This is a genomic window from Enhygromyxa salina (assembly GCF_002994615.1).
Taxonomy (GTDB): domain Bacteria; phylum Myxococcota_A; class Polyangia; order Nannocystales; family Nannocystaceae; genus Plesiocystis; species Plesiocystis salina_A.
Genome location: NZ_PVNK01000263.1, coordinates 15589 through 30570, shown reverse-complemented (window position 1 = coordinate 30570; position 14982 = coordinate 15589). Strand labels below are relative to the sequence as shown.

The 14982-nt window shown below is 67.5% G+C and carries 11 protein-coding genes; 5 read left to right on the top strand and 6 right to left on the bottom strand.

Features of this window, described 5'->3' with window-relative positions; all coding sequences use genetic code 11:
• Positions 1-35 precede the first annotated feature (35 nt).
• The 3 genes from murC to ENSA5_RS30110 all read left to right on the top strand — a co-directional run bounded on the left by murC (position 36) and on the right by ENSA5_RS30110 (position 3888).
• Positions 36-1439 (top strand): UDP-N-acetylmuramate--L-alanine ligase, encoded by a 1404-nt coding sequence (murC, locus tag ENSA5_RS30120; protein ID WP_106395164.1) that lies wholly within the window; start codon positions 36-38, stop codon positions 1437-1439.
• A 10-nt stretch (positions 1440-1449) separates the two neighbouring features.
• Positions 1450-2424: a UDP-N-acetylmuramate dehydrogenase gene (gene murB / locus ENSA5_RS30115; RefSeq protein WP_258183061.1), complete on the top strand. Its 975-nt coding sequence runs from the start codon at positions 1450-1452 to the stop codon at positions 2422-2424.
• Between the two features lie 114 nt (positions 2425-2538).
• On the top strand, positions 2539-3888 hold the full coding sequence (locus tag ENSA5_RS30110) for a class II 3-deoxy-7-phosphoheptulonate synthase (RefSeq protein ID WP_106395163.1): 1350 nt from the start codon (positions 2539-2541) through the stop codon (positions 3886-3888).
• A 270-nt stretch (positions 3889-4158) separates the two neighbouring features.
• Here the strand turns inward: ENSA5_RS30110 and ENSA5_RS30105 are convergent, their stop codons facing one another.
• From ENSA5_RS30105 to ENSA5_RS30095, 3 genes are all read right to left on the bottom strand, one after another.
• The gene (locus tag ENSA5_RS30105; RefSeq protein ID WP_258183060.1) at positions 4159-5517 is read right to left on the bottom strand and encodes a DUF1552 domain-containing protein; all 1359 of its coding nucleotides are present in this window, start codon (positions 5515-5517) and stop codon (positions 4159-4161) included.
• Positions 5518-5537: 20 nt separating this feature from the next.
• A complete protein-coding gene (locus tag ENSA5_RS30100; protein WP_258183059.1) occupies positions 5538-7103 on the bottom strand; it encodes a DUF1592 domain-containing protein in 1566 nt (521 codons plus the stop codon).
• Between the two features lie 131 nt (positions 7104-7234).
• A complete protein-coding gene (locus ENSA5_RS30095; protein WP_181198305.1) occupies positions 7235-9172 on the bottom strand; it encodes a nucleotide-binding protein in 1938 nt (645 codons plus the stop codon).
• A 372-nt stretch (positions 9173-9544) separates the two neighbouring features.
• Between ENSA5_RS30095 and ENSA5_RS30090 the strand changes: the two genes are divergently transcribed.
• Entirely contained in the window at positions 9545-10408 is an 864-nt protein-coding gene (locus ENSA5_RS30090; RefSeq protein WP_146156259.1) for a TapB family protein, read from the top strand.
• 39 nt (positions 10409-10447) lie between these two features.
• Positions 10448-12001 (top strand): CotH kinase family protein, encoded by a 1554-nt coding sequence (locus ENSA5_RS30085; RefSeq protein ID WP_146156258.1) that lies wholly within the window; start codon positions 10448-10450, stop codon positions 11999-12001.
• A gap of 137 nt (positions 12002-12138) precedes the next feature.
• Here the strand turns inward: ENSA5_RS30085 and ENSA5_RS30080 are convergent, their stop codons facing one another.
• The 3 genes from ENSA5_RS30080 to ENSA5_RS30070 form a co-directional block, all read right to left on the bottom strand.
• On the bottom strand, positions 12139-12834 hold the full coding sequence (locus tag ENSA5_RS30080) for a helix-turn-helix transcriptional regulator (RefSeq protein WP_106395158.1): 696 nt from the start codon (positions 12832-12834) through the stop codon (positions 12139-12141).
• Positions 12835-12957: 123 nt separating this feature from the next.
• Positions 12958-13368 (bottom strand): VOC family protein, encoded by a 411-nt coding sequence (locus ENSA5_RS30075; protein WP_106395157.1) that lies wholly within the window; start codon positions 13366-13368, stop codon positions 12958-12960.
• Positions 13369-13483: 115 nt separating this feature from the next.
• Positions 13484-14890: a hypothetical protein gene (locus tag ENSA5_RS30070; RefSeq protein WP_146156257.1), complete on the bottom strand. Its 1407-nt coding sequence runs from the start codon at positions 14888-14890 to the stop codon at positions 13484-13486.
• Positions 14891-14982 lie beyond the last annotated feature (92 nt).

Sequence of the window (14982 nt, the reverse complement as noted above, 5' to 3'; positions counted from 1 at the left end):
ATCCGGCCCTCGCTGTGGCCGCCCTTCGACCCGGCATGTTCCGCAAGCGCCACACCCACATTCACTTCGTCGGCATCGGCGGCATCGGCATGAGCGGCATCGCCGAGGTCCTCGTCAACCTCGGCTACCGTGTGACCGGCACCGATCTCGCCGACAGCGAGACCACGCGCCGCCTCGTCGGGCTCGGCGCCACGATCCACCGCGGCCACGACCAGGCCCACCTCGGCGACGCCGACGTGGTCGTGACCTCGAGCGCGATCCCGGCCCACAACCCCGAGGTCATCGCCGCGCGCGCGCGCAAGATCCCGGTCATTCCCCGGGCCGAGATGCTCGGCGAGCTCATGCGCCTCAAGCAGGGCCTGCTCGTCGCCGGGTCCCACGGCAAGACCACGACCACGAGCATGGTCGCCGCGGTCCTCCACGAGGCCGGCCTCGACCCGACCGTGGTCATCGGCGGCAAGGTCAACAGCTTCGCGTCCAACGCCCGGCTCGGCTACGGCGAGGTCTTTGTCGCCGAGGCCGACGAGAGCGACGGCAGCTTCCTGGTCCTGTCGGGGACCCACGCGATCATCACCAACATCGACGTCGAGCACCTCGACCACTACGGCGATCTCGACCACCTGCTCGACGCCTTCGTCGGCTTCGCCAACCGCGTGCCCTTCTACGGCATGGCGGTGATCTGCGTCGACGATGCCAACATTCGAAAGATCCAGCCGCGCCTGAGCAAGCGGACCGTGAGCTACGCGATCGACCAGGCCGACGCCGACTACCGCGCCGTCGACGTCAGCATGGCCGACGGGCGCAGCCACTTCTCGGTCCTCGCCCACGGCGAGCGGCGCGGCCGCTTCGAGCTCGCGATGCCCGGGCGCCACAACGTGCTCAACGCCCTGGCCACGATCGCGCTGTGCGACGAGCAAGGCGTCTCGGCGGCGGTCTGTCGCAAGGCCCTGCGCGAGTTCTCGGGTGTCCAGCGCCGCTTCACCCTCCGCGGCGAGGTCGAGGGCGTGACCGTGGTCGACGACTATGGCCACCACCCGACCGAGCTCCGCGCGACCTTGTCGGCCGCGCGCGACGCCTACCCCGGCCGGCGGATCGTCGCGGCCTTTCAGCCCCACCGCTACACCCGCGTGCGCAACCACCTCGAGCAATTCGCGGCGTCCCTCGACGAGGCTGATCTGGTCGTGCTCACGCCGATCTACGCGGCCGGCGAGGCCCCGATCGAGGGCATCGACAGCGAGCACCTCGCGGCCCTGTGCCGCGCCCGCAAGCCCGCACGCGAGGTCCTGCTCGTCGAGGCGGGCGGCGATCCGGTGCCCGCGACCACGGCCCTGCTCCGCGCCCAGGTCCGGCCCGGAGATCTGACCCTCACGCTCGGCGCCGGCAGCATCACCAAGGTCAGCCACGCGCTCGTCGAAGCCATGGCCACGCCCGCAACCTGAGGAGCGCCCGGTGAGCCACGGTCAAGCCCTGCTCGAGCGCCTCGCGGGCGTCACCGGAGCCACGAACCTCGCGGCGATCGAGCTCGAGCCCGACAAGCTCGAGCTGCGCCTCGACGAGGCCATGGCCCGACACACGACCTTGCGCCTCGGCGGGCCCGCCGACATCTGGGCGCGCCCGGCCGACGTCCCGACCCTGGCCGCGCTCCTCGCCCGCTGCCAGGCCCTCGCGGTCCCGGTCCACTTCGTCGGCAGCGGGACCAACTTGTTGGTCCGCGACGGCGGCCTGCGCGGGGTCGTGCTCAACCTCGGTCGCATCAACCGGGTCTGGCGCCCCGACCCCGACCGCTCGCCCGAGCTCGTCGAGGTCGAGGCAGGCGCGTCGACCGGCCGCTTGCTCCGCCAGACCACCGCCTGGGAGCTCGGCGGCGTCGAGTTCCTCGGCGGCGTCCCGGGCAGCGTCGGCGGCGGGCTGATCATGAACGCGGGCACCTACCTCGGCGAGTTCACCGACGTCGTCGCCGAGGTTCGCAGCCTCGATCTGGGCGGCGCCGAGCTCGTCCGCGACCACGCCGCGTGCGGGTTTCGCTACCGCGACTCGGATCTGCCCAAGCACGAGATCGTCGTCGGCGCGCGCCTGCGCCTCAGGCCCCGCCCGCGGGCCGAGATCGACGCCGAGGTCGCGGCCCTGCGCAAGCGCAGGCACGAGCGCGAGCCCAAGAAGGTGCCCAACAACGGCAGCACCTTCAAAAACCCCACAGGCGAGCACGCCGGGCGCCTGATCGACGTGGCCGGGCTCAAGGGTGCGCGCCGCGGCGGGGCCGTGGTCTCACCCAAGCACGCCAACTGGCTGGTCGTCGATCGCGAAGTTGCGCCGCCGTGCACGGCCGCCGACATGCTCGAGCTCATCGAGTTCGTGCGCGCGGAGGTCGAGCGCGTACATGGCGTGCGGCTCGAGACCGAGGTCAAGATCGTCGGCGAAGGCTGAGGGCGCGCGCTCGTCCAACCCACGACCGCTCCCCGGGCCCGGGCCGAGCGCACCCGAGCTCGAGCTCGGACCTCGCTTCTCAGCCCAGAGGCCGGGCGCTATGCTCCGCGCGCCGTGACCGACTGGACCCCAAATTCCTGGCGCAACAAGCAAGCGACCCAGCAGGCCGTCTACCCCGACCCCGACGAGCTCGAGCGCGTGCTGGCCGAGATCGCTCAGCTGCCGCCGCTCGTGACCTCGTGGGAGGTCGAGGCGCTCAAGTCCAAGCTCGCTCGCGCCGGCCGAGGCGAGGCCTTCTTGCTCCAAGGTGGCGACTGCGCCGAGTCCTTCGATGATTGCCGCTCGGACGCGATCACGGCCAAGCTCAAGATCTTGCTGCAGATGAGCCTCGTGCTGGTCCACGGCGCGCGCAAGCCCGTCATTCGTGTGGCGCGGATGGCCGGGCAGTACGCCAAGCCGCGCTCGCGCGACAGCGAGACCCGCGACGGCGAGACCCTGCCCGCGTACCGCGGCGACCTCGTCAACCGTCACGGGTTCACGAGCGACGATCGGATCCCGAACCCGAACCTGATGCTGCGCGGCTACGAGCGCGCGGCCGTGACCTTGAACTTCATCCGCGCCCTGGCCGACGGCGGGTTCGCCGATCTCCACCACCCCGAGAACTGGGATCTGGACTTTGCCAAGCAGGCCGCGCGGGGCGAGGACTACGAGCAGATCGTCAACTCGATCCGCGACGCGATCGATTTTCTCAGGGTCGTCGCGGGCGGGGCCATGCCCAGCCTCCAGCGCGTCGACTTCTACACCTCGCACGAAGCCCTGGCCCTCAACTACGAGATGGCCCAGACCCGGAAGGTGCCCAACCGCCGCGGCTGGTACAACCTCTCGACCCACCTGCCGTGGATCGGCATGCGGACCGCCGCGGCCGATGGCGCCCACGTGGAGTACTGCCGGGGGATCCGCAACCCGATCGGCGTCAAGGTCGGGCCGGGCATGACCGCGCAGTGGCTGACCGAGCTGCTCGACCTCCTGTGCCCCGACGACGAGCCCGGGCGGATCGCGCTGATCCACCGCATGGGCGCCGAGAACATCGCCGAGCTGCTGCCGCCGCTGATCGAGACCGTGCGCAAGACCGGCAAGACCGTGACCTGGGTGTCCGATCCGATGCACGGCAACACCGAGACCACCGAGGATGGGATCAAGACTCGGCACTTTGACAATATCCTGAGCGAGCTCGAGCAGGCCTTTGATATTCACGCGAAGATGGGCTCGACGCTGGGCGGCGTGCACTTCGAGCTGACCGGGGAGAACGTGACCGAGTGCGTCGGCGGGGCCCGGGGGCTCGAGCCGGCGGATCTGGGCCGGGCGTATCTCTCGCGGGTGGATCCGCGGCTCAACTATGAGCAGTCGCTGGAGATGGCGCTGTTGATCGCGCGCCGCGCTGCGCGGGCGCGCGCGGGCTGCTAGCGCGGCGATCTCTTTGGAGTCGTTGATGAGGCTGTGTCGTGGCCGTTGGGGTCCGCGCAGGGCCGGAGAATATCCGAGTTCGGGGCGTCGCCTCTCCATCTGGGATGCAGAAGGCTCTTGGTGCCGCCCTGCCATGTCGCTCGGCTGGGCGTCGCAGGTACTTTTCGTACGGCGATACCCCGAACTCGGACATCCTCCGGCCTTTTTGCGCTCGGCTCTTTGCGGGGGGTGACCCCGCTTCGACGAGCAGGCCACAGTCGAGCGCGCTCCTCAGGTCAGCCCGGTCAGCGGTCCCGTACCGTAGACCGGGTTGCCAAACTCCTCGACCTCGACGCCCATGGAGTGGAGCAGCGTGATCAACAAGTGCGTGTGCGAGGTGTCGCCGCCAAACTCCACGTAGCGACCGGTCTTGAAGAAGCCCCCAGCGCTGCCAGCGATCACGTAGGGCAGGTCGTGGCGGTCATGGTTGTTGCCCCGCGCCTGCTCGTTGGTCCACACGATCACGGTGTTGTCGAAGACCGTCCCGTCTCCTTCGGGGATCGCCTTGAGTCGATCGATCAATGACGCGAGCTGGCTCGCGAACCAGGTGTTGACCAGCGTGTTGTGGTGGACCTTCTTCGTGTCCTCATCGCCCTTGTGGGCGAGGCCGTGGTGACCGTCCTTGATCTCGGGATCCACGAAAGAGTACACGGCGCCGGATGTCGAGTTGGTCCACATGAAGGTCGCGACACGGGTGAGGTCGCAGGCGAGCGCCATGGCCAACAGGTCCATCTGGAGGCCGCCGATGACCGGCATGTTCTCGACCTTGTTGACGTCGATCACCTGGCCGAGATCCAGCGGCTGGCAGGCGCCGTCGAATTGGACCACGGCCTTGTCGAGTCGATCCCGGATCGCGTCGATGCCCAAGAGGTGATTGTGGAGCTTCTCCCGGTCTTCGCTGCCGAGCCGGTCACGCAGCTTCTTGTAGTCGTCAGCGACCACGTCGAGGACCGACTCGCGCCGCGCGACCCGCTGCGCGATCTCGACGGGATCGCCGAGCGAGTCGCCAAACAAGCGCTGGTAGGCGGCGTAGGGGCTGTTCTCTGGCGGGAGGGGCTGGCCCGGGCCGCGGTACGCGATCCGGCCCCCGACGTTGGCGCCCATCACGGCGACGCCGAGCTCGAGCGAGCGATAGAGCGTGTCCTGGCCGATGTGCTTGGCGATCTCCTGGTCGACGGAGATGCCTCCGGCCCAACCCGCGGACTGCCCGCCGCCACCGAGGAAGTTGCCAGGTAGCAGCTCGGTGGCGGTCAAGCACTGACCGGTGCCCTTTTGGTGAGCGTCGCCGGGGTTGCTGCCGCCCTCGTTGGGCGCCATCGCCGAGAGCATGTCGACCCCGCCGACAATCAGCAGATCGTCCTTGTGCGCGGCGAGCGGGGCGAGGATCGGCGCGAGCTGAAAGTCGGTCTCCGATTTCACATTGGTCGGCCAGAAGTTCTTCGCGATCGTGCCATTGGGCGTGTACATGACGATGAATCGCTTGGGGTACACGGGCGCCCCGGCGCGGGCCGAAGACCCGCGCATGGCGTCGAGCAGCGGAAGACTAATGGCGAGGCCCCCGAGGCCCCGCAGGACCGTGCGTCGTTTCATGGGCTTACGGCGAATGAGGGTCATGGTGAGTCCTCCCGGACCGCGTGGCGGTAGCGGAACGCGTCGGTCAGCGTGAGCGCGACGATCAGCTCCTTGATGTCGTAGTTGGAGGCGGCAAACGCCGCGTGGATCTCGTCGACGGTGCAGGCGTCCTCCTCGGTCTCGAACCGGCCATAGCCAAATCGAAACCACTGGCTCGCCACGCAGTCCTTGACTTGATCGCTGCTCGCGAGCAAATGGGCCAGCTCGACGGCGCCGTTGAACGCGCCATCGACGTCGGTGCCCTTGAGCTCGCCGGCCGCGTCGACGGGCAGCCCCCACTCGGTCGCGCGGTAGCGACCGAGGCCGTCGAAGTGCTCGAAGCCAAAGCCGATCGGATCCATGAGCGCGTGGCAACCTGCGCAGACCGGGTTCTCGGCGTGCTCGGCGAACTGCTCCCGGGTCGTCTGGCTCTCGTCGACCGCGGGCGGCTCGGGCACGTTGTCCGGCGGCGGCGGCGGGACCTGACAGAGGATCGTTTCACGCACGAACTTGCCGCGGTGGATCGGCGAGGATCGATCGGGCTTGGCGAACAAGGCCATGAGCCCCGGCTGGGTCATGAAGCCCGCGTACTTGCTGGGGTCGAGCTCGACGCGGGTGAACTCGACGCCCGCCGGGCCGTCGATGCCGTAGAACTTGGCGAGCTCCGCGTTCATCATCGTGTAGGGCGCCGTGAACAGGGCCTCGACGTTGGCGTCTTCCTCGAACACCAGGTGATCGATGAAGGCCTCGGTCTCGGACCGCCACAGATAGGGCAGGCCATCATAGAACTCGGGGTAAATGTCGGAGTCCTTTCCGCTGGCCAAGATCACCGGCTCGATCTCGTCGAGGTGCAGCCACTGGCGGTGGAAGTTCCTGACCGCCTCGCGGGCTCGCGGCGTGTCGAGCATCCGTCGGGCCTGGGCCTCGATCTCGACGGGATCGCGGAGCAGGTCGGCGTCGGCGGCCGCGAACAAGACCGCGTCGGGCATGGTGTTCCACAGCAGATAGGACAAGCGCGAGGCGATCTCGTAGGAGCTCAGCTCGACGACCTCGCCCCCGCTGGGGTCGGCCATGCCGAACTCGACGCGATAGAGAAAGTTGGTCGACTGCAACAAGGCCGCGACGACAAGCTGGACCCCCATGCTCGGCGAGTAGGGCGCCTGGTCGAGGGCCGTGCCCTTCGCGAACAGGTTGACGTAGGTCTGGACCTCGTCTTCGGTCAGCGGGCGACGAAAGGCGAGCTTGCCAAAGTTGCGAACAAAAGCCTCCGCATCGACCGCGCAGGCGGCCTCGTCGACCCCGCCGCCCTGACAGTTGGGCAATTGCTGCATCAGGGTCGGCGTGTGGGTCGCGGCGAGGTTCTCGGCGGCGCTCAGGTAGTTCTCGGCGAGCAGCGGGCTGACCACGAGCACATCGGCCTGGTTGTCGAAGCCCCCGGCCTCCTCATCGGGCGGAAAGGCGTTGGCGGGCTGGCTGTTGTCGCCAAACAGCTGGTAGACCGTGTTGTTGTACTCGACCCGGGTCAGGCGGCGGATCGGCGCGGGCCCCGGGTCCAGAGACGCCACGCATTCCCCCGACACTCCGTCCTCCTGCTCCGTCTCTGGCTCCACGTTGCAGGCGAGCACGGGCAGCACCGCGAAGGTGAGTAGGGTAATTCGTGATACCGACATGGTCATGGCCTCTGGTGGTTTGAGGATCACAGCGGCGGCAACTTGACGATGAAGCCGTCGCTGCGACCGACGTTCTCGAGCAGCCCGGGCGCGCCAAAGTCAACGTGCTTGCCGCGGCTGCGCCCGACTTGGACCACGTGGCCCGAGTCGGCCACGGCGATGTCGAGCCCGAAGTCCGAGCCCGTACCGCCAAAGCTCCAGCCGCCGATGTAGTCGCCGCTGGCGCTAAACTGGGCGTGGAAGGCGTCGGGCTTGTCGTTCATGGCGACCAGCGGGCTGTCGCCGCCAAAATTGACGACCCCGTAGAGCGAGCCGCCGACGTGGATGTCGCCGTTCGGACCGAGGGCAAGGGTCAGCCAGCTCTCGGTCCCGTCGGTCTCGAACTGGTCGAGGGCGTCGCCGTAGCTGGCGCTCCACAGGTGATTGCCCTGGCCATCGAGCGAGGCCAAGAAGATGTCGCGCACGCCGGCGCTGGTCAGGAAGCCGCCGCCAAAGTCGACGCTGTCGGAGATCGCACCGAGCAGCACGATGTCTCCGTTTTGCTGGAGGCGCAGATCGTGGACCTCGTCGACCCCCGAGCCGCCGAAGGACTTGGCCCAGAGGACCTGGCCGGCACCGTCGAGCCGAGCGACGTAGATGTCGAGCTCGCCGACGTGGGTCAGCATCTGATCGCCGACCTCGAGCGACGCGCCGAAGCGACCGGCGATGACGACGTCGCCGTTTTGATCAATGTCGACGCCGAAGCCGTAGTCATCGCCTTCTCCGCCGATCTGCATGGCGAAGGTGGGCGCGCCAGTGTCGCGATTGAGCTTGGCGACGAAGGCGTCACGCTGGCCCAACGAGACGAACTCGTCCACGCCGAAGTCTGTCGTCCCCGTGAAGGTGCCGGTGAGGATGATGTTGTTTTGCGCGTCCAGGGCCATCCGCGCGGCCCGGTCGGGCTCGTTGCCGCCGAAGATCTGGCTCCAGATGTGATTTCCCTCGCCGTCGAGCTTGAAGACGAGGATGTCATTCCCGCCGGACGCGTGAAGCTTGCCGCCGCCGACGTCAATTGTGCCGTACATGCGAGCGAGACAGATGAGGTTGCCCTCGCCGTCCATCACCATTTTCAGCGCGATCTGGGTGCTGCTGTCTCCAAACCTGCGGCTCCAGATCGGATTTCCGTAGAGGTCGTGCTTGGTCACAACGAGATCTTGCTTGAGCGGCTCTGACGGCTCCGCGGTCAAGGGCTCGGCGCCGAAGCTGACGGTCCCCTCGAAATCACCGAAGCTGTAGATGTCGCCGTTGGCGTTGTCGACGACCACCGAGCGCATCGCGTCGTCGTCGGGGTCGCCGAAGCGACGGGCCCAGATCTCGGTGCACGCGGGGGTCTCACCGTCGCAGTCCTCGTCGATGTCGGCGGTGAAGCAGTTCTCGCCGAGCCCGCGGGTCTCGCCCTCGCACTCGGTCCAGCCGAACCCGTTCGTTTGACATGTGTGGGTTCCGCTCTTGCAGATGCCGACGTTGGCCGTGCCCTCGGGCCCGGTGTAGCAGTCCTCGACCGCGCCCGGCTCGCACACGCAGTCCACGCACTCTTCAGCCGGGGGCACCAGACCGGAGATCCAATACTCCATACACGTCAGCTCATCTTCGCTCAGGGCCTCACCATTCATCGGCATGAGCACGCCGCACACGGGCACGCTGAGCTTCGTGTAGAGCAAGCTCGCCCGGGGGTTGGCGGGATCGGCGAGGACTCCGTTGCAGTTTGTGCCCAACGCACCCGAGACTCGATCTTCGACGCCCGGCGAGACCAGATCGAGGCCAGACGCCGGGGTCACGCCGTTACCATGGCAGGTTTCACCATCGCAACGCTGGACGAAGATTTCGGGAATATCGCACTCGACCTCCGACTCCGGCTCGTCCGGTTCGTTCTCCGTCTCGGGATCGAACATTATCTGCTCGGCGTCGGGCTTGCAGCCGAGCACGAGCAATAAGGTCGCCACAGGTAGAGCGGGCCCCTTACTAGCACGAAGAATCGTCATCGTACCTATTGGTAGTATCAAAAAATATGGCACTCAAGCTCAAATTTTGCGCGAACAATCGCCGACTGCGCCACAAACCTAGGAGCCAAGGGCGCGAATGGCCGTACATGAAACCACGCATGATTGCGCTCAGCGCATTGTGTGAATTCAGTGTTCGGCCCGCGCGCCGACGGGCGGGGCGCGACCGCCGATGCGAGGCTGGCATGCAAGGAGCGCGCTTGCGAGCACCCGACCTGCAAGCTACGTTGCCACCGGTCAGGTTTCAACATCCATACGACTATGTGCAGCTACCCTCAAACAATCAACGGTTTCTTCATGATCACCCTCGCGGGCACCTTGGCCTGCAATCAGCCCTCGCCGCCGCCCGGCGCCGACGAGAGCACGGGCGCGGTAACCACAATAGACGACGACGCGACCTCGAGCGCGGACGAGGACGGCGACGAGTCGGACACTGGCGTTGAGCCCGACACCGGCGACGAGTCGGACACCGGCGCCGAGCCGGACACCGGCGCCGAGCCGGACACCGACTCGGGGGGCGAGGGCCAGGGCGAGCTCGAGCTCGGCGATTTCGAGGGGGTGATCTACCCCCTCGCCGACGGCGCGACCTGGACCTACGCCAAGCTGACGACCCAGGGCCAATTCCTCGGTGACGAGATCGTCACGGCGAGCGAGATCGAATGGGACGACGAGCCGGCCTGGATGCTGAGCGACAACCCCAACGGGGACGGCGAGTGGACCGAGAGCGTGATCATCCGCGACGAGGAGCTGACGGCGCGCGTCCACAAGGAGATCCAGACGATGAGCGCGACGATGTCGATCGTCGACTACGATCCGGGCTTCCTCCGCGCCAACGATGAGTGGCTCGACGCCGAGGTCGGTGACGAGGAGGAGTTCCTCTACGAGCGGACCGAGACCGACGGCGAGGGCGACAACGAAGAGACCGAGCCCCGCGGTCACGTCTACACGGTCATGGCGGTCAACGAGCCCGTCGAGGTTCCGGCCGGGACCTTCGACTGCGTGAAGGTCATGCGGGTGCGCTCGGCCGGCGGCAAGGTCGGCGAGATCGTCTACTTCTGGTACGCAGAGGGTGTGGGCAAGATTCGGGAGGAGCGACCGGCTGACACCCGGGTCGAGGAGCTCGTTAGCGTGCAGCTCCCGGGAGGAGTCAATCTACCGTGAGTCCGATCGTGGCAGGCGCGCTCAATGGATGACTGACATATGGCCAACCCCCAACCACAATCAAACAATCTGGCCTTTGCGTCGCTGGCCCTGTGCTGCGTGGTGGCCTGCTACGGTGGTGTCCCCGACTCGGAAGAAGGCCCGGTGTACATCGGCGACGGCTCTTTGAGCGTCACCAGCGGCGCGATCGGCGACGGCGTCGAGAGCAGCGGCGACTCCGACCCGAGCGACACCGGAGGCTCGACTGACAGCGCTGCGTCCACCGACACCACCGACACCGCCGACACCGCCGACGCCACCGACACCGCCGACACCGCCGATACCGCCGACACCGCCGATACCGCCGACACCACCGACACCACCGACGACCCGGTCCCCGACCTCCCCGGCGAAGAGGTCGATCCCAACGAGCAGATCCCGCCGGTCGACGAGGACGGCTGCCACGCGATCTACGCTCAGGATCTGCTGCCAACCTTCGAGCTGACCATCCACCCTGTCGTGTGGGATCTACTTCAGTGGCAGTGGGACAACGGCGACAAACTCTACGACATGGGGTTGAACCCGAAGGAGTATCACCCGCTCGAGGAATTTCGCTACGGCGACATCGTCATCACCGACGCCGAGATCCGCCTGCGCGGCAACGCGAGCAACTGGGATCCGCTGCCTGGCGACAAGATGCAGTTTCAGATCGGCTTTCACCAAAATGACCCGGAGAATGGCCACTTCCTGGGGCTCAAGCGCATCCTCTTCGACGCCCACACCTCCAACCATCACCTGCTCCGTGATCGCCTGTCCCTCGCGGTCATGCGCGACGTCGGCATCGCCGCGCCCTGTGCCAACAACGCGCGCCTGAACATCAACGGCGAGTACTACGGCATCTTCACCAACGTCGAGAAGATCGACGAGGTCTTCGTCGAGCGGGTGTTCGACGACCCGACCGGCGACCTGTGGAAGCGCCACGGCTGGGAGCTCAAGACCAACAAGGACACCGCCAACGACGAGCGCCTCGAAGCGCTCAAGGACGCGAAATCGACGGAGGAGGTCTACACCTACTTCAAGTTCGAGCAGGCGCTGCGCGTTTATGCGGCCGACGCGGTGATCCCCAACGCCGACGGAAAGTGGGCGGGCGGGCTCAACTTTTACCTCTACGACCACCCGATCGACGGAAAATTCTGGCTCCTGCCCTGGGACATGGACAACACCTTCGAGCGCTTCAACGACGATCCCGACGGGCCCTTCCCGCTCAACCCCGACCCCGTGGTCTGGCAGCGGGAGACGAGCCACGGCCGGCCCTGGTACGACGCGGCCATCGCGGATGACATGTGGTTCGAGCACTACCTCGCCGAGATCGAAGACGTGCTGTATCAAGCCTACACGCCCGAACAGATGCACGCGCAGATCGACGAGATGAGCGCGCAGATCGAGGACTCCGTGCTCGAAGATGAGAACAAACCGTGGACCAACGAGAAGTACTTTGACGAGGTCGAGGAACTGCACGATCACGTCGAGTCGCGCTACGACTTCCTCGAGGAGTGGCTGCAGTGCTGGAAAGACGGGGGCGAGAAGAACGACCAGGGCTACTGCGAGCCCTAGCAGCCAGGGCTACTGCGAGCCCTAGCAGCCCGGGGTGCAATGCCTCGCGCCGCCTCGCTTGGCCTTTTCGCCGAGGACTTTGTCGCCAAAACTTGCAGTCTAGCAGCCCGTGGTGTGACCCCCGCGGGCGCGGAGCGTCAGGCCGACGCGCCCGCGTCGCGGCGCATGGCCTCGACGTAGTCCTCGAGGGTCACCGGCGGAGCCAGCTCGAAGTGCTCGGCCTGGGCGTCTACGGCGTCGAGGCGATCGAGGCGAAAATTGCGGAAGTCCTCGCGGAGCTCGCACCACGCTCCGAGGGTCCAGGTCGTGCCCCAAAAATACAGACCGAGGGGTCGCACGACCCGCGCGCTGGCATGGTCGTCAACGTCGCGGTAGCGCAGCTCGAGCTTACGGCGCTCGCCGACGGCCCGGCGGATCGGGCCGAGCCACTCGCGGACTCGCTCGGGCACGCGAAAGGACCGCGCGAACAGGGCCGTGTCGTCGATCTGTGAGCGAAGCTTGGGCGGGAGCATGGCCTCGGTCTTGTCGAGCACGCTCCTGGCCGCGCGGCGCAGCTCGTCGTCGCCCCAGGTCTCGACCATGCGAGCCCCGAGCACCAGCGCCTGGATCTCATCGACGTTGAACATCATCGGCGGGAGGTCGAAGTCCTTGCCCAGGCGATAGCCGACCCCGGCCTCCCCCTCGATCGGGACGCCCGAGCCCATGAGGTCACGAACGTCGCGGTAGATGGTCCGCTCGCTGACCTCGAGGCGCTCGGCCAGCCACGCCGCGGTCACGAAGCGGCGGCGGCGAAGCAAGGAGACGATCTGAAACAGGCGGTCGGCGCGGCGCATTCGAGCTCCACGCCGACCCTAGCAGCCCGGGGTGCATGGCTTCGCGCCCTCGGCGAAAAATCCGGCGCGAGGCGACACGATGCATTGCACCACGGGCTGCTAGCAGTTCGGGTTGGGAGCGAGTCAGCTCGGCGCCACCGCAGGCGCGGCGGCGACGTGGAAGAAGTCCAGGATCACGCCGTTGGGGTCGCGCAGGGCGTAGCTACGCCACCCCCAGGGCTTGACCTCGGGCTTCGAGACCGGCGCGAGCCCGCGCTCGCGCGCGCTCGCGTAGTGCTCGTCGGCGTCGTCAACGGGGACGCTGACGACCACCCCGGCGCCCGCGAAGCTCGGCATCGGCGAGGGGCCCGCGTCGGGTGCCATGAACGCGATCTCCGGCCCCTCTCGCTCGGCGCTGCGGACTTGGAGGTAGGCCTCGGTGTCGTAGCTCGCGGTCCAGCCGAGCTTGTCGACATAAAACGCCCTGGTCGCGGCGACCTTGTCGGTGATGAACATCGGGAACAGCTTGGTGGGGTTTTGAAGCTTGGTAGCCATCGTGGAGGCAAGCTACGCCGAGGCTCCTGACAGCGTGGTGTCAGGAGCGCGGAGCGCGGCCCGAGGCTCCTGACAACGTGGTGTCAGGAGTGAGCGACTCGGCCCTCGCCGGCCGTCAGGGGAGCAGCGAGCTGAGCGGGACCGAGAGGCCGAGGATCCCGAGGCACATCTCGTCGAGGGTGTCGTCGCCGAGGTAGACGTCGACCGGGGCGTCGAGGCCCTGCTCGGCGAGGACCTCGGCGACGAAGGGGTTGCCGAGGCTGTTGTCGTAGTGACAGCGCATGTAGATCCGGTCGGACGCGCTGAGCTCGGGGTAGTCCTCGAACGCCGCGTCGTAGGAGTAGCCGCGCTGCCAGTTGAAGTCCCAGCGCGGCGTGTGGATCAGGCACTCGGCTTCGTTGGTCTCGGCGTTGACCCGGCCCATCAGCATCTCGGTGCCGACGTAGTGCATGTGGGTGCCGACCGACCACAGCTTGATCGGCCCGCTGCCGCCGATGGCGTTGAGCAGGCCCGAGACGTTGACCATCTGCTCCTCGATGTGGTTGGGCTCGCCCGCGGGGATCTCGAAGGGCGGCGACATCAGGCCGCTGCCGTTGCCGTCGAGGTAGAGCAGCGCGACGTTCTCGGGCGGGATTGGATCGCCCTCGTCGTCTTGCAGCCACTCGATGTCGATCGAGGTCGAGTCGTCGACCTCCGCGCCCCCGCCGGTCGGATGGTAGTGGACGTTGATCACGATCTGGGTGTCTTCGGGCACGGCCATGCCCATGCCGTCGGGGACGATCGCCGGGACCGAGCCGGGCGCCCACGCGGCGAGCAGGCCCGTGATGTTGCCGGACGGGGCGCCAAAGCAGTCGTAGCGCCCGTCCTCACCGGTGTCGGGCTGGTTGGTCGCGGTGTAGACGAGGACGTGGTGGACGACGCGGCTGTTGCCCGGGTTGACCTGAATGCCCTTGAGGAAGCGGTAGCCGAACAGCCCCTCGCTGAGCTCCGGATCGACGACCCAGCACACGTGCTGATCGTCGTTGCCGTCGACGGTGATCGAGCCCGGGATCGTGTAGCGGTCGTGCTTGGTCGTCAGCTCGAGCGAGGGCGGGGCCGGGAGCGGGGCCGCGGTCTCGGGGTCGCCCTCGGGCGCGCCGGCTTCGGCCCAGACGCGGAGCATCTCGAGCTCCTCGTCGCTGAGCGTCGGGTCGTCCTCGAAGCCGTGCGGGGGCGTGCACTCTTCGGTGGCCTGGGCGAGGAAGGGCGGCATCTCGCGGCTCTCGGTCGCGGTCACGATCGCGTCGGCGAACTGGGCCGCGCTCGCGTACTCGGTCAGCGCGAAGGGGGCGATACCGTCGGCGGTGTGGCAGCCCGTGCAGCGCTCGTAGATCAGCGGCGCGACGTCCTGGTGCCAGGTCGGCGGCGGCGCCTGCTCGCTGCCGGTCTCGGACTCCCCGGTCTCGGCGACGTTGGGCTCCTCGGCGGGTGCGCACGCGAGCGGAAGGAGCAACAACAACGCAGCCGGAAGTCGACGAGACATGGGCCTCATCCTACCGCCTCGTCGCGGCCAGACCAGCCCCTAGCAGCCCGGGCTGCAATGCCTCGCGCCGCCTCGCTTGGCCTGTTCACCGA

Coding starts and splice junctions, on each gene's coding strand:
- murC (WP_106395164.1), top strand. CDS start 36: ATGTTCCGCAAGCGCCACACCCACATTCACTTCGTCGGCATCGGCGGC.
- ENSA5_RS30105 (WP_258183060.1), bottom strand. CDS start 5,517: ATGAAACGACGCACGGTCCTGCGGGGCCTCGGGGGCCTCGCCATTAGT.
- ENSA5_RS30090 (WP_146156259.1), top strand. CDS start 9,545: ATGATCACCCTCGCGGGCACCTTGGCCTGCAATCAGCCCTCGCCGCCG.
- ENSA5_RS30085 (WP_146156258.1), top strand. CDS start 10,448: ATGGCCAACCCCCAACCACAATCAAACAATCTGGCCTTTGCGTCGCTG.
- ENSA5_RS30080 (WP_106395158.1), bottom strand. CDS start 12,834: ATGCGCCGCGCCGACCGCCTGTTTCAGATCGTCTCCTTGCTTCGCCGC.
- ENSA5_RS30075 (WP_106395157.1), bottom strand. CDS start 13,368: ATGGCTACCAAGCTTCAAAACCCCACCAAGCTGTTCCCGATGTTCATC.
- ENSA5_RS30070 (WP_146156257.1), bottom strand. CDS start 14,890: ATGTCTCGTCGACTTCCGGCTGCGTTGTTGTTGCTCCTTCCGCTCGCG.